Origin of the sequence: Kitasatospora sp. DSM 101779 (assembly GCF_025655475.1) — a bacterium.
Classification (GTDB): Bacteria; Actinomycetota; Actinomycetes; order Streptomycetales; family Streptomycetaceae; genus Kitasatospora.
In genome coordinates, this window is the sequence record NZ_JAHTIK010000001.1 from 5,071,882 (window position 1) to 5,089,518 (window position 17,637).

The 17,637-nt window shown below is 72.6% G+C and carries 16 protein-coding genes; 11 read left to right on the forward strand and 5 right to left on the reverse strand.

What is annotated here, in order from left to right:
* Nucleotides 1-6: 6 nt before the first annotated feature.
* The 3 genes from KSNIM_RS23210 to hutI all read left to right on the forward strand — a co-directional run bounded on the left by KSNIM_RS23210 (nt 7) and on the right by hutI (nt 3,921).
* Nucleotides 7-1,209 carry an allantoate amidohydrolase gene (locus tag KSNIM_RS23210; protein WP_263108070.1) on the forward strand — a complete coding sequence of 401 codons (1,203 nt, stop codon included), beginning with the start codon at nt 7-9 and terminating at the stop codon, nt 1,207-1,209.
* Nucleotides 1,197-2,549 (forward strand): formimidoylglutamate deiminase, encoded by a 1,353-nt coding sequence (locus KSNIM_RS23215; RefSeq protein ID WP_263105093.1) that lies wholly within the window; start codon nt 1,197-1,199, stop codon nt 2,547-2,549. Before KSNIM_RS23210 ends, KSNIM_RS23215 begins: the two co-directional genes overlap by 13 nt.
* A gap of 205 nt (nt 2,550-2,754) precedes the next feature.
* Nucleotides 2,755-3,921 carry an imidazolonepropionase gene (gene hutI, locus KSNIM_RS23220; RefSeq protein ID WP_263105094.1) on the forward strand — a complete coding sequence of 389 codons (1,167 nt, stop codon included), beginning with the start codon at nt 2,755-2,757 and terminating at the stop codon, nt 3,919-3,921.
* Nucleotides 3,922-4,187: 266 nt separating this feature from the next.
* On the opposite strand, the gene KSNIM_RS23225 is transcribed toward hutI, so the two are convergent.
* Complete coding sequence (locus KSNIM_RS23225; protein ID WP_263105095.1) at nt 4,188-5,693, reverse strand: peptide MFS transporter; 1,506 nt, start codon at nt 5,691-5,693, stop codon at nt 4,188-4,190.
* Between the two features lie 329 nt (nt 5,694-6,022).
* Between KSNIM_RS23225 and KSNIM_RS23230 the strand changes: the two genes are divergently transcribed.
* Nucleotides 6,023-6,697, forward strand: coding sequence for a response regulator transcription factor (locus tag KSNIM_RS23230; protein ID WP_030263072.1), 675 nt, complete (start codon nt 6,023-6,025; stop codon nt 6,695-6,697).
* Nucleotides 6,698-6,777: 80 nt separating this feature from the next.
* Nucleotides 6,778-8,046, forward strand: a complete 1,269-nt coding sequence (locus KSNIM_RS23235; RefSeq protein ID WP_263105096.1) for an ATP-binding protein — start codon at nt 6,778-6,780, stop codon at nt 8,044-8,046.
* Between the two features lie 19 nt (nt 8,047-8,065).
* Here KSNIM_RS23235 and KSNIM_RS23240 read toward each other — a convergent pair whose 3' ends face one another.
* Complete coding sequence (locus KSNIM_RS23240) at nt 8,066-8,602, reverse strand: GtrA family protein (RefSeq protein ID WP_263105097.1); 537 nt, start codon at nt 8,600-8,602, stop codon at nt 8,066-8,068.
* A gap of 209 nt (nt 8,603-8,811) precedes the next feature.
* On the opposite strand from KSNIM_RS23240, the gene KSNIM_RS23245 reads away from it, so the two are divergent.
* Genes KSNIM_RS23245 through KSNIM_RS23260 form a run of 4 tightly spaced genes read left to right on the forward strand, consistent with a single transcriptional unit; the run spans nt 8,812 to nt 12,587 of the window.
* Nucleotides 8,812-9,969 (forward strand): 5-(carboxyamino)imidazole ribonucleotide synthase, encoded by a 1,158-nt coding sequence (locus KSNIM_RS23245; RefSeq protein WP_411543759.1) that lies wholly within the window; start codon nt 8,812-8,814, stop codon nt 9,967-9,969.
* On the forward strand, nt 9,966-10,484 hold the full coding sequence (gene purE / locus KSNIM_RS23250) for a 5-(carboxyamino)imidazole ribonucleotide mutase (RefSeq protein WP_263105099.1): 519 nt from the start codon (nt 9,966-9,968) through the stop codon (nt 10,482-10,484). The genes KSNIM_RS23245 and purE overlap by 4 nt, the downstream gene beginning before the upstream one ends.
* Nucleotides 10,485-10,534: 50 nt before the next feature.
* On the forward strand, nt 10,535-11,731 hold the full coding sequence (locus tag KSNIM_RS23255) for a dipeptidase (RefSeq protein ID WP_263105100.1): 1,197 nt from the start codon (nt 10,535-10,537) through the stop codon (nt 11,729-11,731).
* A 25-nt stretch (nt 11,732-11,756) separates the two neighbouring features.
* Nucleotides 11,757-12,587 (forward strand): MerR family transcriptional regulator, encoded by an 831-nt coding sequence (locus KSNIM_RS23260; protein WP_263105101.1) that lies wholly within the window; start codon nt 11,757-11,759, stop codon nt 12,585-12,587.
* Nucleotides 12,588-12,615: 28 nt separating this feature from the next.
* Here the strand turns inward: KSNIM_RS23260 and KSNIM_RS23265 are convergent, their stop codons facing one another.
* Nucleotides 12,616-13,023 (reverse strand): CoA-binding protein, encoded by a 408-nt coding sequence (locus KSNIM_RS23265; RefSeq protein ID WP_263105102.1) that lies wholly within the window; start codon nt 13,021-13,023, stop codon nt 12,616-12,618.
* Nucleotides 13,024-13,051: 28 nt separating this feature from the next.
* A complete protein-coding gene (locus KSNIM_RS23270; protein ID WP_263105103.1) occupies nt 13,052-14,395 on the reverse strand; it encodes a UDP-glucose dehydrogenase family protein in 1,344 nt (447 codons plus the stop codon).
* A 164-nt stretch (nt 14,396-14,559) separates the two neighbouring features.
* Between KSNIM_RS23270 and KSNIM_RS23275 the strand changes: the two genes are divergently transcribed.
* Both KSNIM_RS23275 and KSNIM_RS23280 read left to right on the forward strand, forming a co-directional pair.
* The gene (locus KSNIM_RS23275; RefSeq protein WP_263105104.1) at nt 14,560-15,741 is read left to right on the forward strand and encodes an LCP family protein; all 1,182 of its coding nucleotides are present in this window, start codon (nt 14,560-14,562) and stop codon (nt 15,739-15,741) included.
* A 112-nt stretch (nt 15,742-15,853) separates the two neighbouring features.
* On the forward strand, nt 15,854-17,017 hold the full coding sequence (locus tag KSNIM_RS23280; protein ID WP_263105105.1) for an acyl-CoA dehydrogenase family protein: 1,164 nt from the start codon (nt 15,854-15,856) through the stop codon (nt 17,015-17,017).
* 12 nt (nt 17,018-17,029) lie between these two features.
* Here KSNIM_RS23280 and KSNIM_RS23285 read toward each other — a convergent pair whose 3' ends face one another.
* Entirely contained in the window at nt 17,030-17,572 is a 543-nt protein-coding gene (locus tag KSNIM_RS23285) for a serine O-acetyltransferase (RefSeq protein WP_263105106.1), read from the reverse strand.
* Nucleotides 17,573-17,637: the final 65 nt, after the last annotated feature.

Below are 17,637 nucleotides of genomic sequence, written 5' to 3' on the forward strand. Positions count from 1 at the left end.
CAGCGGATGTGGGCGGAGCTGCTCCCCGTGGGCCGCTCCGCCTCGTCCGGCGGCTACCGCCGTTTCGCCTGGAACTCCGCCGACGCCGAATGCCGGGCCTGGTTCGAGCAGCAGGCCCGCGACCGCGGCCTGCAGTACGAACTCGACCGCAACGGCAACCAGTGGGCCTGGCTGGGCGATCCGCACGGCGAGGGCGCCGTGGTCACCGGCTCGCACCTGGACTCCGTGCCGGACGGCGGCGCCTTCGACGGCCCGCTCGGTGTGGTCTCCGCCTTCGCCGCCCTGGACGAACTCCGCTCCCGAGGGGCCGGGGTCACCAAGCCGCTGGCGATTGTCAACTTCGGGGACGAGGAGGGTGCCCGGTTCGGCGTCGCCTGCATCGGCTCCCGGCTCACCGCCGGCGTCCTCTCCAAGGACCAGGCGCACGACCTGCGCGACGCCGACGGCGTCCGGCTGCCCGACGCCATGGAGAAGGCCGGGTACGACCCCGACGCCATCGGTGCCGACCGCGAACGCCTCGGCCGCATCGGCGCGTTCGTCGAACTCCACGTCGAGCAGGGCCGCTACCTGGCCGAGGGGCAGAGCGTCGGCGTGGCCAGCGCGATCTGGCCGCACGGCCGCTGGCGGTTCGACTTCCACGGCGAGGCCAACCACGCCGGCACCACCCGCATCGAGGACCGCCGCGACCCGATGCTCACCTACGCCAACACCGTGCTCGCCGCGCGGAAGAAGGCCAAGCTGGCCGGCGCCCTCGCCACCTTCGGCAAGGTCGCCGTCGAGCCCAACGGCACCAACGCCATCGCCTCCCTCGTCCGCGGCTGGCTCGACTCCCGCGCCGCCGACGAGGCCACCCTCGACCGGGTCGTCGAGGAGATCCGGCAGGCCGCGTACGAGCGCGGCGAGCGGGACGGCGTCCGGGTCGAGCTGACCCGCGAGTCGTACACGCCCGTCGTCGACTTCGACGGACCGCTGCGCGACCGGCTCGCCCGCGTCATCGGCCGCGCCGACGGCCGCCCGGTGCCGGTGCTGCCCACCGGTGCGGGACACGACGCCGGAATCCTGGCATCGGCCATTCCGACCGCCATGCTGTTCGTACGTAACCCGAGCGGAGTCTCGCACTCCCCGGCGGAGCACGCCGAGGAGAACGACTGCCTCGCGGGTGTGGCCGCGCTCGCCGACGTACTGGAGGACCTCGCATGTCAGGGCTGACGTACTGGGCGGAGTACGCCTGGCTGCCGCACGCCAGCGGCACCGTCGTGGAGAGGGACGTACTGATCACCGTCGGGCCCGGCGGGCGGATCGGCCACGTCACCCCCGACAGCGGGCCCTGCCCGCCCGGCGCCGTCCGGCTCGGCGGGCTGCTGCTGCCCGGCCAGGCCAACGCGCACTCGCACGCCTTCCACCGCGCGCTGCGCGGCAACGTCCAGGTCGGCTCCGGCACCTTCTGGACCTGGCGGGACACCATGTACCGCTTCGCCGGCGCCCTCGACCCGGACAGCTACCTCGACCTCGCCACCGCCGTCTACGCCGAGATGGCCCTCGCCGGCATCACCGCCGTCGGCGAGTTCCACTACCTGCACCACGCACCCGGCGGGGCGCGCTACGAGGACCCCAACGCGATGGGCCTCGCGCTCGTCGAGGCGGCGAACCGGGCCGGCATCCGGATCACCCTGCTCGACACCTGCTACCTCTCCTCCGGCTTCGGCGAGGAGGTCACCAAGCCGCAGCTGCGGTTCAGCGACGGCGACGCCGACGCCTGGGCCGCCCGCGCGGACGCCCTCAAGCCGACCGAGCACGCCCGGATCGGCGCCGCCGTCCACTCCGTCCGCGCCGTGCCCGCCGACCAGCTGGCCACGGTCGCGCACTGGGCCGCCATGCGGAAGGCGCCGCTGCACGTCCACCTCTCCGAGCAGACCGCGGAGAACGACGCCTGCCTCACCGCCCACGGCGTCACCCCCACCCGCCTGCTCGCCGACCACGGCGTGCTCGGCCCCCGGACCTCCGCGGTGCACGCCACCCACCTCACCGACGAGGACGTCCGGCTGCTCGGCGACTCCGGCACCACGATCTGCATGTGCCCCACCACCGAACGGGACCTCGCGGACGGCATCGGCCCGGCCCGCCGGCTCGCCAGCTCCGGCTGCCCGATCAGCCTCGGCAGCGACAGCCACGCGATCATCGACCCCTTCGAGGAGGCGCGGGCCCTGGAGCTCAACGAGCGGCTCCGCACCCGTACCCGCGGACACTGGACGGCGCACGCCCTGCTCCGCGCCGGCACCGAGGACGGCCACGCCTCCCTCGGCTGGCCCGAGGCGGGCCGGATCGAGGCCGGCGCGCTCGCCGACTTCACCGCCGTCGCCCTGGACAGCGTCCGCACCGCCGGGCCCGGGCCGCAGCTCGGGGCGGAGACCGCGGTGTTCGCGGCCACCGCGGCGGACGTCCGCCACGTGGTGGTCGGCGGCCGCCACGTCGTCAAGGACGGCATCCACCAGTTCGTCCCCGACGTCCCCACCGCCCTCCGCAACGCCATCACCTCCCTCGGGACCTGAGGCACGGGGGCAACCCCTCAGGGGCGCGTGGACCTGCGCAGTCCGCGAGCGGGCATCGTGACGGAACGGGGTCGACCTCGCTTCGTCCGTGGGCCGCATCCGAAGTGCGCAGTTCTCCCCCGGCCTCCGGCCGGGAGGTGCCCTCACGCGCCCCTGGTGTCGCTGCCCTGCAGTGCACGCCAGACCGACCTCGAAAGGACGAACGTTGAGCACCCTCATCACCGGCATCGGCAGTCTGGTCACCAACGACCCCGGGCTCGGCGCGGGCCCGCTGGGGCTGGTCGAGGAGGCGGCCGTGGTGGTGGACGGCGACCGCATCGCCTGGGTCGGTCCGGCGGCCGCCGCCCCCGCCGCGGACGACAGCTTCGACGCGGCCGGCCGCGCCCTGCTCCCCGGCTTCGTCGACTCGCACTCCCACCTGGTCTTCGCCGGCGACCGCACCGCCGAGTTCAACGCCCGGATGTCCGGCCGGTCCTACTCGGCGGGCGGCATCCGGACGACGGTGGCCGCCACCCGCGCCGCCTCGGACGCCGAGCTCGACGCCAACCTCGCCCGCTTCCTGCGCGAGGCACTGCGCCAGGGCACCACCACGGTGGAGTGCAAGTCCGGCTACGGCCTGACCGTCGAGGACGAGGCCCGGGCGCTGCGCATCGCCGCGGGGCACACCCCGGAGACCACCTACCTCGGCGCCCACGTGGTGGCCCCCGAGTTCGCGGACGACCCGGCCGGCTACGTGGAGCTGGTGACCGGCGAGATGCTGGACGCCTGCGCCCCGCACGCCAAGTGGGTGGACGTCTTCTGCGAGCGCGGCGCCTTCGACGGCGACCAGGCGAGGGCCGTCCTCACCGCGGGCGCGGCCCGCGGCCTGGTGCCGCGGGTGCACGCCAACCAGCTGTCGTACGGCCCGGGCGTGCAGCTCGCGGTGGAGCTGGGGGCGGCCTCGGCGGACCACTGCACCCACCTGACGGACGAGGACGTGGCCGCGCTGGCGGGGTCGGAGACGGTGGCGACGCTGCTGCCGGGCGCCGAGTTCTCCACCCGCGCCACGTACCCGGACGCCCGTCGACTGCTGGACGCGGGCGCCGCCGTGGCGCTCTCCACCGACTGCAACCCGGGGTCGAGCTTCACCAGCTCCATGGCGTTCTGCATCGCGGTGGCGGTGCGCGAGATGGGCATGACCCCGGACGAGGCGGTGTACGCGGCGACCGCGACCGGCGCCCGGGCACTGCGCCGCACGGACGTCGGCACGGTCACCGTGGGTGCCCGGGCGGACCTGCTGCTGCTGGACGCCCCCTCGCACGTGCACCTCGCGTACCGGCCCGGCGTGCCGCTGACCGCGGCGGTCTGGCGCAACGGCGTGCGCGAGGTCTGAGCCGCATCACGCGGACGCCACGGGAGAGCCGGACGCCACGGGAAAGCCGGACGCCACGGGAAAGGGAGGGCGCGATCCGCGCCCTCCCTCGTTCCGTGCAGGGTTGTGCCCTGGTCGGGACCAGTTTTTCCGGTTCGCCCCGCCCGGGACAACCGCCGACCGGCGGGATTCCGCCCGGGTGTACCCCGCCGGTCGGCGGGGTACGGCAGCGGCCCGGCACGGGGGATCCGTGCCGGGCCGCTGCGCACTGCGTCAGGGCGGGTGCGTCAGTGCACGTCGCCCATGAGGCGGACGACCTTCTTGCGGTACATCGCGAGGCCGAGGCCGGCGACGATCGCGGCCACGCCCTGGACGGCGAAGTACCAGGTGGTGCCGGTGGCGTCGCCCAGCACCAGCTGGATGATGGCGGCCACGCAGTCACCGGCGGTGACGGCGAGGAACCAGACGCCCATCATCTGGCTGGCGTACTTCGCCGGGGCCAGCTTGGTGGTGACGGAGAGGCCGACGGGGGAGAGGGTCAGCTCGCCGACCGTCTGGACCAGGTAGACCACGGCCAGCCACAGCGGGGTGACCTTGACGCCGCCTGCGGCGGCGGCCATCGCCAGCATCATGACCAGGAAGGACGCGCCGATCATCAGCAGGCCGACGGCGAACTTCATGGTGGTGCTGGGGTTCTTGCCGCGGCGCGAGAGCGCCACCCAGAGCCAGGCGAAGACCGGGGCCAGCGCCATGATGTAGAGCGGGTTCAGCGACTGGAACCAGCTGGACGGGAAGTTGAACCCGAACAGCGTGGAGGCGGTGCTGTCGTCGGCGAAGACGCTCAGCGTGGAGCCGGACTGGTCGTAGATCATCCAGAACACGGCGGCGGCCACGAAGAACCAGATGTAGCCGCTCATCTTGGACTGCTCGGCCTCGTCGAGGTCCTTGTCGCGCTTCACCCGGGCGAAGACGAACACCGGGATCGCGATGCCCGCGATCGACAGCGGCCAGATCGCCCAGTCGATGGTGAAGCGGCCGCTCAGCACGACGACGGCGTAGAACGCGACCGCGACGGCCAGCCACAGGCCGGCCTTGCGGAGGATCGCGCGCTTCTCGTCGGCCGGCATCGGGGAGGTCACGACGTCGCTGGCCGCGGCCAGGTGGCGGGTGCCGAGCAGGAACTGGCCGAGGCCGAGCGCCATGCCGACGCCGGCGAGGGCGAAGCCCAGGTGCCAGTTGACGCTCTGGCCGACGGTGCCGATGACCAGCGGGGCGGCGAAGGCACCGAGGTTGATGCCCATGTAGAAGATCGTGAAGCCGCCGTCGCGACGCGGGTCGTTCGGGCCGTCGTACAGGTGGCCGACCATCGTCGAGATGTTGGCCTTGAGCAGGCCGGAGCCGAGCGCGATGAAGCCGAGGCCGGTGAAGAACGAGGCCGAGAACGGCACGGCCAGCAGGAAGTGGCCGATCATGATGATCGTTCCGCCGAGCGCCACGGTCTTGCGGGCGCCGAGGAAGCGGTCGGCGATCCAGCCGCCCGGCAGGGCGAGCAGGTACACCATCGCGTTGTAGACGCTGTAGACCGCCGTCGCCACGGCGATCTTCATGCCGAGGCCGCCCTCGGTGGTGGCGGCGGTCATGTAGAGCACCAGCAGGGCACGCATGCCGTAGAAGCTGAAGCGCTCCCACATCTCGGTCATGAAGAGGGTGGCGAGCCCTCGGGGGTGCCCGAAGAAGGTCTTGCCACTGGAAGGGGCCGGACGGATGCCGGCGTCCAGGGTGGTAGTCGCCATGTGTGGTGGGTTCCTTGCCTGTGTTCGTCCGCCGAGGGGGTGGTGGCGGGCGGGGACCGGACCACTGTACGGGGGCGATGACATGACATCGGATGACAAGTGCACAGGCGTCGGTATTGTCCGAGTAAAGCCCCAGCAGCTACAGGTCGTCCATTCGATGGTAACTCGGAAAATCTTCCTTCGAAACGAAGATCGAATGGTGAAATATCTGTGCCTCGGCCTCCAAAGCGGTTCTCGGCGCGGACATGGCGGGCCCAAGGTAACGATCACGGTTCTGTGAAACAGTTCACAGCACCTGGCGATCACCGGAGCGGACTACCATCACCCCCATGACCTGTGTGCTGCTGGCCGAGGACGACCCGGCAATCTCCGAACCGCTGGCCCGCGCGCTCCGTCGCGAGGGGTACGACGTGCTCGTCCGCGAGGACGGCCCGGCCGCACTGGCGGCGGGCCTCGCCGAGGACGTCGACCTGATCGTCCTGGACCTCGGCCTGCCCGAGATGGACGGCCTGGAGGTCTGCCGCAGACTGCGCGCCGACGGGCGCAGCTGCCCCGTGCTGGTGCTCACCGCGCGGGCCGACGAGGTGGACACGGTGGTCGGCCTCGACGCCGGCGCCGACGACTACGTCACCAAGCCCTTCCGGCTGGCCGAGCTGCTCGCCCGCGTCCGGGCGCTGCTCCGCCGCGGCAACGTCGACCAGCTCACCACCGGCGCACACGGCGTGAAGATCGACATCGAGTCGCACCGCGCCTGGCTCGGCGAAGAGGAGCTCACCCTCTCCGCCAAGGAGTTCGAGCTGCTGCGCGTCCTGGTGCGGGACGCCGGCCGGGTGGTCACCCGCGAGGAGATCATGCGCCAGGTCTGGGACACCACCTGGTGGACGTCCACCAAGACCCTGGACATGCACATCTCCTGGCTGCGCAAGAAGCTCGGCGACGACGCCGCCAACCCGCGCTACATCGCCACCGTCCGCGGTGTCGGCTTCCGGTTCGAGAAGAACTGACCCCGGCCGCCCGCACCGCAGCAGCACCGAAGCACACGGCACCGAAGCACCGAACCGACTGAGCGAAGGCGTTCCCCGGCGTGAAGCGCAGAATGATCAACTCGCTGCTGGGTGTCGTCCTGGTGGTGGTCGCGGTGTTCTGCGTCCCGCTGGCGCTCATCGAGAAGCAGAGCATCGTCAACGCCGCCGAGGACCGGGTCGACGCCGCGGCCGTGCGGGTCCTCGGCCTGGTCGAGAACCGGCTCGCCGCGGGCGAACCGGTGACCGGCGAGAAGTTCGCCGCCCAGGTCACCGACGGCTCCTTCGTCACCGTCGACATCCCCGGCCAGCCGCTCATCGCGGCCGGCCGGCCGGTCGACGGCCCGGCGCTGACCGCCACCGAGGAGGGTGCCAGCGGCGAGAAGGTGACCGTCCAGCAGTCCCGCGAGGACGTCGACCACGAGATCGGCAACATGCTGCTGCTGCTCGGCGTCGTCGCCCTGCTCGCCGTCCAGGCCGCGGTCGCCCTCGCGGTCTGGCAGGCCAAGCGGCTCGCCCGCCCGCTCACCGAACTCGCCGAGACCGCCGAGCGCCTCGGGTCCGGCGACCCGCGCCCCCGCGACCGCCGGTACGGCGTGCCCGAGCTCGACCGGATCGCCGAGGTGCTGGACGTCAGCGCGGTGCGGATCGCCCGGATGCTCACCGCCGAGCGCCGGCTCGCCGCCGACGCCTCGCACCAGCTGCGCACCCCGCTCACCGCGCTCTCCATGCGCCTGGAGGAGATCACCGCGCTCGCCGAGGAGCCGGACACCGTCAAGGAGGAGGCGACGATCGCCCTCCAGCAGGTGGAGCGGCTCACCGACGTCGTCCAGCGGCTGCTCACCAACCAGCGCGACCCGGCCAGCCCGACCGCCGTCACCTTCGACCTCGACGAGGTGCTCAAGCAGCAGGTCGAGGAGTGGAGCGCACCGCTGCGGGCGGCCGGCCGCCGGCTGCTGATGGAGGGCATGCGCGGTACCACCGTGATCGGCACGCCCGGCACGGTGGCCCAGGTGATGGCCACCCTGATCGAGAACTCGCTGATGCACGGAGGCGGCGACATCACCCTGCGGGTGCGCCGCACCGGCTCCTCGGTCGTCGCCGAGGTGCAGGACGAGGGCCCGGGCGTCCCGCCCGAGCTCGGCAACCGGGTCTTCGAACGGGCGGTCAGCGGACGCAACTCGACCGGCATCGGCCTGGCCGTCGCCCGCGACCTCGCGGAGGCGGACGGCGCCCGCCTGGAACTGCTCTCGCTCAAGCCCCCGGTGTTCGCCCTCTTCCTCGGCAGCGGCCGGGACGAGGACGAGAACAGCGCCCGGCCGCACGCCTGAGCGCGGCCCGGCCGGGGCGTCACTTCACGTAGTGCGGCTCCTCGGCCGCCAGCAGCAGCTCGGCCTCGGTGACCACCTCGGGCTCGGCCGCGGTCTCGGGCTCGGACAGCTCCGGCATCGCCTTGAACACCCAGGTGCGGTACGAGACGAAGCGGAACACCGTGCCGACCGCGAGACCGGCCACCTTGGCGGCGACCTGTTCCAAGTGCGTGTCCAGGCCCAGCACGTAGACCGAGAAGCCCAGCACACCGGTCTCGATCAGCATGCCGGCGCCGCTGAACACCAGGAACAGCGTGATCTCCCGCTTGCGGGAGGCCGCGTCGCGGTCCTTGTAGAGCCAGTACCGGTAGCCCAGGTAGTTGGTGGCGATGGCCACCAGCGTCGCCGCCACGTTGGAGCGCAGCGAGGCCAGGTTCAGGCCGTTGATGCAGACCCAGAAGACGACGAAGTTGACCAGCACGCCGCTCAGTCCGACGACGCCGAACTTGATCACCTCGCCGGACATGCCGCGCAGGCGCTGCGGCAGCGACGGCTTCGTCGCGGTGGTCGTGGTCATCCGGGTGTCTCCTGAGTGACGTACGGGAGGACGGGAGGTGCCCGCGCGGGCGCACCGCTGGCGGGCGTCTCGTGTACGCACGTGCGCGGCGAGGGCCCGGGCCACCAGGCTACTCGCTCCCACAGGCCCCATCGGCGCCCGGTTACCCTCCCGCCTCCGGGTGAACGGCCGGTGCACCGGCTCCGACCGGCCCGGATATCCTGGGCAGCGTGACTTTCGCGGGCAATGCAAAATTTCCAGTGGTCGGCGTGATCGGTGGCGGGCAGCTGGCGCGCATGGCGCACCAGGCCGGCATCCCGCTCGGCATCCGTTTCAAGCTCCTCGCCGACACCCCGCAGGACTCGGCGGCCCAGGTGGTGTCCGACGTCGTCCTCGGCGACTACCGGGACCTGGAGACGCTGCGCCGCTTCGCCGCCGACTGCGACGTGATCACCTTCGACCACGAGCACGTGCCGACCGAGCACCTGCGCGCGCTGCAGGCCGACGGCGTCGCCGTCCGCCCCGGCCCGGACGCCCTGGTGAACGCCCAGGACAAGGGTGTGATGCGGGCGAAGCTGGACTCGATCGACGTGCCCTGCCCGCGCCACCGGATCGTCGCCGACCCGGCCGACGTCACCGCCTTCGCCGAGGAGGGCACCGGCTACCCGGTCGTCCTGAAGACCGTCCGCGGCGGCTACGACGGCAAGGGCGTGTGGGTGGTCGCCGACGAGGCCGAGGCGGCCGCGCCCTTCCTGGCCGGCGTACCGGTGCTGGCCGAGGAGAAGGTCGACTTCCTCCGCGAGCTGGCCGCGAACGTGGTCCGCTCGCCCAGCGGCCAGGCGGTCGCCTACCCGGTGGTGGAGAGCGTCCAGGAGAACGGAGTCTGCGCCGAGGTCACCGCGCCCGCGCCGGACCTCGACCCGGAGCTGGCCGCCGAGGCCCAGCAGCTCGCCCTGCGGATCGCCGGTGCGCTGGACATCACCGGCCACCTCGCGGTGGAGCTGTTCCAGACCCGGGACGGACGCATCCTCGTCAACGAGCTGGCGATGCGCCCGCACAACTCCGGCCACTGGTCCCAGGACGGCTCGTTCACCTCGCAGTTCGAGAACCACCTGCGGGCCGTCCTCGACCTGCCGCTCGGCGACCCGCGCCCGCGCGCCCCGTGGACGGTCATGGTCAACGTGCTCGGCGGCGACTACCCGGACATGTACCACGCCTTCCTGCACTGCATGGCCCGCGACCCCGGCCTCAAGATCCACATGTACGGCAAGGACGTGAAGCCGGGCCGCAAGGTCGGCCACGTCAACGTCGTCGGGGACGACCTCGACGACGTCCGTGAGCGCGCCCGCCACGCGGCCGCCTACCTGCGAGGAACGATCACCGAATGACCAACCCCGAGGCTCCGCTCGTCGGCATCGTCATGGGCTCGGACTCCGACTGGCCCGTGATGGAGGCCGCCGCGCAGGCGCTGGCCGAGTTCGAGGTCCCCTTCGAGGTGGACGTCGTCTCCGCCCACCGCATGCCGCGCGAGATGGTGGCGTACGGCGAGCAGGCGCACGCCCGCGGCCTGAAGGCGATCATCGCCGGCGCCGGCGGCGCCGCCCACCTCCCGGGCATGCTGGCCTCGGTCACGCCGCTGCCGGTGATCGGCGTCCCGGTGCCGCTGAAGTACCTGGACGGCATGGACAGCCTGATGTCGATCGTGCAGATGCCCGCCGGCGTGCCGGTGGCCACCGTGTCGATCGCCGGCGCCCGCAACGCCGGCCTGCTGGCCGTGCGGATGCTCGCCGCCTTCGACCCGGAGCTCGCCGAGCGGATGGTGGACTTCCAGGCCGAGCTGAACACCCAGGCCACCGAGAAGGGCAAGAAGCTCCGCGCCCGCGTGGCCGGCAGCCAGGGCTGAGCCCCGTCGATCGCCCGGGCCGGGCGGGTGCGCCGGTGTAGAACGGGGGGATGACCCCTGAACTGCTCGACCGCGCCCGCGCCGTGCTCCGCGACACCCCCGTGGTGGACGGGCACAACGACCTCCCCTGGGCGATGCGCTCCCAGGTCGGCTACGACCTGGACGCGCTCGACCTGGCGGCCGACCAGAGCGCCCGCCTGCACACCGACCTCGGCCGGCTCCGCGCCGGCGGGGTCGGTGCGCAGTTCTGGTCGGTGTACGTGCGCAGCGACTTCGCCGGTGACCGGGCGGTGAGCGCCACCCTGGAGCAGATCGACTTCGTGCACGCCCTGACCGCGCGCTACCCCGCGGTGCTGCGCCTTGCGCTGACCGCGGACGACATGGAGGCGGCCCGCGCCGAGGGCCGGATCGCCTCGCTGATGGGTGCCGAGGGCGGGCACTCGATCGACAGCTCGCTGGCCACCCTGCGCGCCCTGTACACCCTGGGCGTGCGGTACCTGACGCTCACTCACAACGACAACGTGCCGTGGGCGGACTCCGCCACCGACGAGCCGGCCGCGGGCGGACTGACCGCCTTCGGCGAGGAGGTCGTCCGCGAGATGAACCGGCTCGGCATGCTGGTCGACCTCTCGCACACCTCCGCCGAGACCATGCGGACCGCGCTCCGGGTCGCCGAGGCGCCGGTGATCTTCTCGCACTCCTCCGCACGGGCCGTCTGCGACCACCCGCGCAACGTCCCGGACGACGTGCTGGCCGCACTGCCGGCCAACGGCGGCCTGGCGATGGCCACCTTCGTACCGAAGTTCGTGCTGCCCGCCGCGATCGAGTGGACGCTGGCCGCGGACGAGAACATGCGCGCGCACGGCTTCCACCCGCTGGAGACCACCCCCGCCGCGATGGACTGCCAGCGCGCCCACGAGGCCGCCCACCCGCGGCCGGTCGCCACCCCGGCCACGGTCGCCGACCACCTCGACCACATGCGGGAGGTCGCCGGGATCGACCACATCGGCATCGGCGGCGACTTCGACGGCACCGCGTTCGTCCCGGCGGGGCTGGACGACGTCGCCGGCTACCCGAACCTGGTCGCCGAACTCCTCGGCCGCGGCTGGTCCGAGGCCGACCTGTCCAAGCTGACCTGGCACAACGCCGTCCGGGTGCTGCGCGAGGCGGAGGAGGCGGCCCGCCGACTGCAGGCCGTCCGCGGCCCGTCCATCGCCACCCTGGAGCAGCTCGACGGCCGGGGTTGACCTTGCCCCTGGGGCAGACGGGAGCGTGGAGCACGTGGAGGACGAAGCACTGCTCGGCATCGGCGCGTTCGCCCGCCGCGCCCGGCTCTCGGCCAAGGCGCTGCGGCTGTACGACCGGCAGGGCCTGTTGCCGCCCGACCGGGTCGACCCGGTCACCGGCTACCGGTACTACCGGGAGGACCGGCTGCCGGCGGCTCGGCTGATCGTCCGGCTGCGCGGGCTGGACATGCCGCTCGCGACCGTGGCCGAGGTGCTGGCCGCGCCCGGGCCGCGCGCCGCCGAACTGGTGGCCGCCTACTGGGAGTCGGTCGAGCACCGGATCTCGGCCCAGCGCGAGCTGGCGGCGCACCTCCGCATCCGACTGTCGGGAGGCGAAGGGAGATTGGACATGTACCGGATCGAGGAGCGCGAGGTGCCGGAGCAGCTGGTGCTCACCGAGCAGCGGCACGCCCGGCCGGAGGACCTGCCGGTGTGGATCCCGGAGGCGTCCGGGCGGCTGATCGCCGCCGCGGGGGCCTACGGCGGAGTGGCCGCGGCGCCGTTCGTGGTCTACCACGGCGAGGTCAACGAGGACAGCGACGGGCCGGTCGAGGTCTGCGTGCCGATCGACCCCGCGCACGCGGGCACCGTCGCGCACGCCCACCGCGCGGAGCCCGCGCACCGCGAGGCGTACACCACGATCACCAAGGCACAGGTGGCCTACCCGCAGATCCTGTCGGCCTACGACGCGGTCTTCGAGTGGGCGAAGTCCGAGGACCGCACGGTGGTGTCGGCCCCGCGCGAGGTCTACTTCGCGGACTGGGCCGCCGTCGCCGACGGCGAGCCGGTCTGCGACATCGCGGTGCCGGTGGAGTAGACGCGGGGGCGGGCAGCCGGGGGACGGATCAGAGCAGCGGCAGCTCGATGGCCGGGCACTTGTCCATGACCATGTCGAGCCCGGCGGCCCTGGTCCGCTCCCAGGCGGCCTCGTCCACCACGTCCAGTTGGAACCAGACCGCCTTGGCACCCACCGCGACGGCCTGGTCGGCGACTTCGCCGGCCAGGCCGCTGTTCACGAACACGTCGACCACGTCGACCGGGAAGGGCACCTCGGCGAGCGTGGCGTAGCCCTGCTCGCCTAGCACCGTCTCGGCCTTCGGGTGCACCGGCACCACGCGCTTGCCGGCCCGCTGCAGCACCCGGGCGACGCCGTACGCCGCCCGCCGGGTGTTGGTGGACAGGCCGACCACCGCCCAGGTGTCGCCGGACTCCCGGAGGATCCTGCGGACCGTCGCCTCGTCTCCGTACGTCATGCCGGGGACAACCCGTGCCGGGCCGCGGTCATTCCGCGCCGGGCCGGCCCATCGCCCGGTAGGTCCAGCCCGCGGCCCGCCAGGCGGTCGCGTCCAGGACGTTCCGGCCGTCCAGGATGCGCCGCTCGGCGACCAGCGTGCCGACCTCCACCGGGTCGAGCTCGCGGAACTCCTGCCACTCCGTCAGGTGCAGCACCACGTGGGCGCCCTGGACGGCCTCCAGCGCGGAGTCCGCGTACGACAGGCTGGGGAACATCTTGCGGGCGTTGTCCATCGCCTTCGGGTCGTACACGGTGACCTGAGCGCCCTGCAGCTGGATCTGCCCGGCGACGTTCAGCGCGGGGGAGTCCCGGATGTCGTCGGAGTTCGGCTTGAAGGCCGCGCCGAGCACGGCGACCCGGCGGCCCAGGAAGCCGCCGCCGCACTGCTCGCGGGCGAGCTCGACCATCCGCGAACGGCGCCGCATGTTGATCGAGTCGACCTCGCGCAGGAAGGTCAGCGCCTGGTCCGCGCCCAGCTCGCCGGCCCGGGCCATGAACGCCCGGATGTCCTTGGGCAGGCAGCCGCCGCCGAAGCCGAGACCGGCGTTGAGGAACTTGCCGCCGATCCGGGCGTCGTAGGAGAGCGCCTTGGACAGCTGGACGACATCGGCGCCGGCCGACTCGCAGACCTCCGCCATCGCGTTGATGAAGGAGATCTTCGTGGCCAGGAACGAGTTCGCGGCGGCCTTCACCAGCTCGGCGGTGGCGAAGTCGGTCACCACGAAGGGCACGCCCTCGGAGACCGGCGTCGCGTACACCTCGCGCAGCAGCCGTTCGGCGCGCTCGCTGCGCACGCCCACCACCAGCCGGTCCGGGTGCAGGGTGTCGCCGACCGCGAAGCCCTCGCGGAGGAACTCCGGGTTCCAGGCCAGCTCGGCCTGCTCGCCGACCGGCGCCAGGGCGGCCAGCCGCTCCGCCAGTCGGCCGGCGCTGCCGACCGGCACGGTCGACTTGCCGACCACGAGGGTCGGGCGGGTCAGGTGGACGGCCAGCGAGTCGAGGGCGCTGTCGACATAGCTCATGTCGGCGGCGAACTCGCCCTTCTTCTGCGGGGTGTTGGTGCAGATGAAGTGGACGTCGCCGAACTCGGCCACCTCCTCCCAGGAGGTGGTGAAGCGCAGCCGGCCGGTCGAGCCCTCGTGGCCGGGGACGTGCTTGACCAGCAGTTCGGCGAGTCCGGGCTCGTACATCGGCACCCGGCCCGCGGCGAGCGACGCTATCTTCTCCGGGTCGATGTCCAGGCCGAGCACCTCGAAGCCGAGCTCCGCCATGCAGGCGGCGTGCGTCGCGCCGAGGTAACCGGTGCCGATCACCGTGATGCGGAGGGCCACGTGCTTCCCCTTCAGTCCAGGTTGCCGGGCCGCCCGGGGTGACCGGCGGCCGCAGCCACTGATGGTAGCCGGGGCCGGCCGCGCGGCGAACCCGTCGATAACGGCCGGGTTGCCGAAATCCCGACCCGGACCCACGGGGGCGCACCGGGCGGCACAATGCGCGCATGGCAGCGAGGGAGCGCGAGGAAGCGGCGGGGGAGCGCCCGGCACCGCTGAGCCTCTTCGAGGACGTGCGGGCGGACGGGGCGGACGACGGGGACGAGGGGGCGGACGCGGCCGGCGGCCCGGCCCCGTCCGAGGACGGCGAGGCCCGGCGCAGGCGGCGCACCCGCCGGGTGCTGGTCTGGACGCTGGTGGCGCTGTTCGCCCTGCTGCTCGGCGGGACGGGGGTCGCGTACTGGACGGTCGACCACTACGCGTCCTCGGTGGAGCGGATCCCCGGCGCCTTCCCCACCCTGCCCGCCGACAAGCAGCCGACGGCCGTGCCGAACACCGGCACCACCTTCCTGCTGGTCGGCCTGGACGCCCGCTCGGACGTGCCCACCACCGGCACGGAGGCGAAGGCGCCGGCCTGGAAGGCCGGCGCGCAGCGCAGCGACACCATGATGCTGCTGCACATAGCCGCCGACCGGAAGAGCGCGTCGATCGTCTCCCTCGCCCGCGACACCCTGGTGGACATCCCCGGCCACGGGAAGGCGAAGATCAACGCGGCCTACTCCTGGGGCGGCCCGTCGCTGATGGTCGAGACGGTGCAGAACCTCACCGGCATCCGCATCGACCACATCGGGGTGATCGACTGGAACGGCTTCCGGGCGCTGACCGACGCGGTCGGAGGCGTCGACATCACCATCCCTCAGACCATCGAGGCCCGCGGCGACGCCCGCCAGTGGGACGCCGGCACCCACCACATGGACGGCGCGGAGGCGCTGCTGTACGTCCGCGAGCGGCACGGCCTGCCCAACGGCGACCTGGACCGCAGCAAGCGCCAGCAGAACTTCCTGCGCGCCCTGATGATCCAGACCATGGACGCCGGCACCCTCGGCAGCCCGGCCCGGCTCACCGGTCTGCTGCAGGCCGTCGGCGACGTGGTCAGCGTGGACGACCGGCTCAGCAACACCGACCTCTACGAGCTCGCCTGGAGCATGCGCGGGCTGCGCCCGGACGGCGTGCGCTTCATGAACGCGCCCTTCGGCGGCTTCGACAGCACCGCGGACGGGCAGTCCGTGGTGCTGCTCGACCGGCCGGCGGCGGCCACGCTCTGGGAGGCGGTGCGCAACGACCGCATGGAGCAGTACCTGGCCGAGCACCGCACCAGCAGCGACACCCTCGGCGACAGCGTGCGCTGAGCCGCGCGGCCGCCTGTTGTGCATGTCACGCTGCCGGGGAACCCCGGGGCACGCCTAGAATGAGTGGCGACACTGCTACTTAACGGTAACTAACCACGCGAGGGGCGAGCACATGGCGGGCAATTCCGGAGCGGATTTCGACCTCTTCCGGTTGGCCGAGGAGCACGACATGCTCCGTGACGCGGTGCGGTCGCTGGCCGAGGCGAAGATCGCCCCGTTCGCGGCCGAGGTCGACGAGCAGGGCCGTTTCCCGAGCGAGGCGCTGGAGGCGCTGCAGGGCAACGACCTGCACGCGGTGCACGTGCCCGAGGAGTACGGCGGCGCCGGCGCGGACGCGCTGGCCACCGTGATCGTGATCGAGGAGGTCGCCCGGGTCTGCGCCTCCTCCTCGCTGATCCCCGCGGTCAACAAGCTCGGCTCGCTGCCGGTGCAGCTGTCCGGCTCGGAGGAGCTGAAGGCCAAGTACCTCGGCGCGCTGGCCCGCGGCGAGGGCATGTTCTCCTACTGCCTGTCCGAGCCGGAGGCCGGCTCCGACGCGGCCGGCATGAAGACCCGCGCGGTCCGCGACGGCGACTTCTGGGTCCTCAACGGCGTCAAGCGGTGGATCACCAACGCCGGCGTCTCCGAGTTCTACACCGTCATGGCCGTCACCGACCCGGAGAAGCGCTCCAGGGGCATCTCCGCGTTCGTGGTCGAGAAGGGCGACGAGGGCGTCTCCTTCGGCGCCCCGGAGAAGAAGCTCGGCATCAAGGGCTCGCCGACCCGCGAGGTCTACTTCGACAACGTGCGGATCCCCGCCGACCGGATGATCGGCGCCGAGGGCACCGGCTTCGCCACCGCGATGAAGACCCTCGACCACACCCGGGTCACCATCGCCGCCCAGGCGATCGGCATCGCCCAGGGCGCCCTCGACTACGCCAAGGGCTACGTCCAGGAGCGCAAGCAGTTCGGCAAGGCCATCGCCGAGTTCCAGGGCGTGCAGTTCATGCTCGCCGACATGGCGATGAAGCTGGAGGCCGCCCGCCAGCTCACGTACGCCGCCGCCGCGAAGTCCCAGCGCACCGACGGCGACCTGACCTTCTTCGGGGCCGCCGCCAAGTGCTTCGCCTCCGACGTCGCGATGGAGATCACCACCGACGCCGTCCAGCTGCTCGGCGGCTACGGCTACACCCGCGACTACCCGGTCGAGCGGATGATGCGCGACGCCAAGATCACCCAGATCTACGAGGGCACCAACCAGGTCCAGCGCATCGTCATGGCCCGCAACCTCCCGTAGGCCCCGCGGGCCTCAGCAGGTCCCCCGTCCGGTGAGCCGCCCGCTCGCCGGGCCGGGGACCTGCGGCGTTCCGGGCCGCTGCGGCTCCCGTCGGTGCGGCTCGGCCTGCAGCGGTCCGGTCCCCTCGCGCAGGCCGATGCAGCGCGCCGGGATGCCCGCCCAGATCTCCCCGCGCCCGGTGGAGCGGGTCAGCACCGCGTTGGCACCGACGATCGTCCCCGCGCCCACCGTCAGCACACCCTCCTTGCAGACGATCTTCGCGCCGGCGCAGACCACGACCCCGTCCTCCAGCACCACCCGCCGCATCGCGCTCCGCTCCTGCGGTACCCACGGGTCGGCGCGGCCCACGGTGACCCCGTTGTAGAGCGTCACCCCGGCACCGATCGTGGTGTACGGGTGCAGCACCGTGCCGAAGCCGCGGTGGAACACTTCCAGCCCCGGCCCGATCTCCACCGCGGCCGGCACCTCCATCCCGTACAGCGCCAGCGCCTCCTGGACGAGGCGGCCGAGCAGCGGGTGGCGGCGGCGGTAGATCAAGGACGTCACCAGAGACATGCGGCACATTGTGACGGAGCGGCGACGCACCGTCCCCAAAACCGGCGCGCGGGGCCGCGCACCGT

What these genes read in the sequence shown, in the direction of transcription:
- KSNIM_RS23265 (WP_263105102.1), bottom strand. Translation starts at nt 13,023, where the DNA reads ATGACGTACGGAGACGAGGCGACGGTCCGCAGGATCCTCCGGGAGTCC.
- KSNIM_RS23225 (WP_263105095.1), bottom strand. Translation starts at nt 5,693, where the DNA reads ATGGCGACTACCACCCTGGACGCCGGCATCCGTCCGGCCCCTTCCAGT.
- KSNIM_RS23230 (WP_030263072.1), top strand. Translation starts at nt 6,023, where the DNA reads ATGACCTGTGTGCTGCTGGCCGAGGACGACCCGGCAATCTCCGAACCG.
- KSNIM_RS23285 (WP_263105106.1), bottom strand. Translation starts at nt 17,572, where the DNA reads ATGTCTCTGGTGACGTCCTTGATCTACCGCCGCCGCCACCCGCTGCTC.
- KSNIM_RS23215 (WP_263105093.1), top strand. Translation starts at nt 1,197, where the DNA reads ATGTCAGGGCTGACGTACTGGGCGGAGTACGCCTGGCTGCCGCACGCC.
- KSNIM_RS23280 (WP_263105105.1), top strand. Translation starts at nt 15,854, where the DNA reads ATGGCGGGCAATTCCGGAGCGGATTTCGACCTCTTCCGGTTGGCCGAG.
- KSNIM_RS23210 (WP_263108070.1), top strand. Translation starts at nt 7, where the DNA reads ATGTGGGCGGAGCTGCTCCCCGTGGGCCGCTCCGCCTCGTCCGGCGGC.
- purE (WP_263105099.1), top strand. Translation starts at nt 9,966, where the DNA reads ATGACCAACCCCGAGGCTCCGCTCGTCGGCATCGTCATGGGCTCGGAC.
- KSNIM_RS23240 (WP_263105097.1), bottom strand. Translation starts at nt 8,602, where the DNA reads ATGACCACGACCACCGCGACGAAGCCGTCGCTGCCGCAGCGCCTGCGC.
- KSNIM_RS23255 (WP_263105100.1), top strand. Translation starts at nt 10,535, where the DNA reads ATGACCCCTGAACTGCTCGACCGCGCCCGCGCCGTGCTCCGCGACACC.
- KSNIM_RS23275 (WP_263105104.1), top strand. Translation starts at nt 14,560, where the DNA reads ATGGCAGCGAGGGAGCGCGAGGAAGCGGCGGGGGAGCGCCCGGCACCG.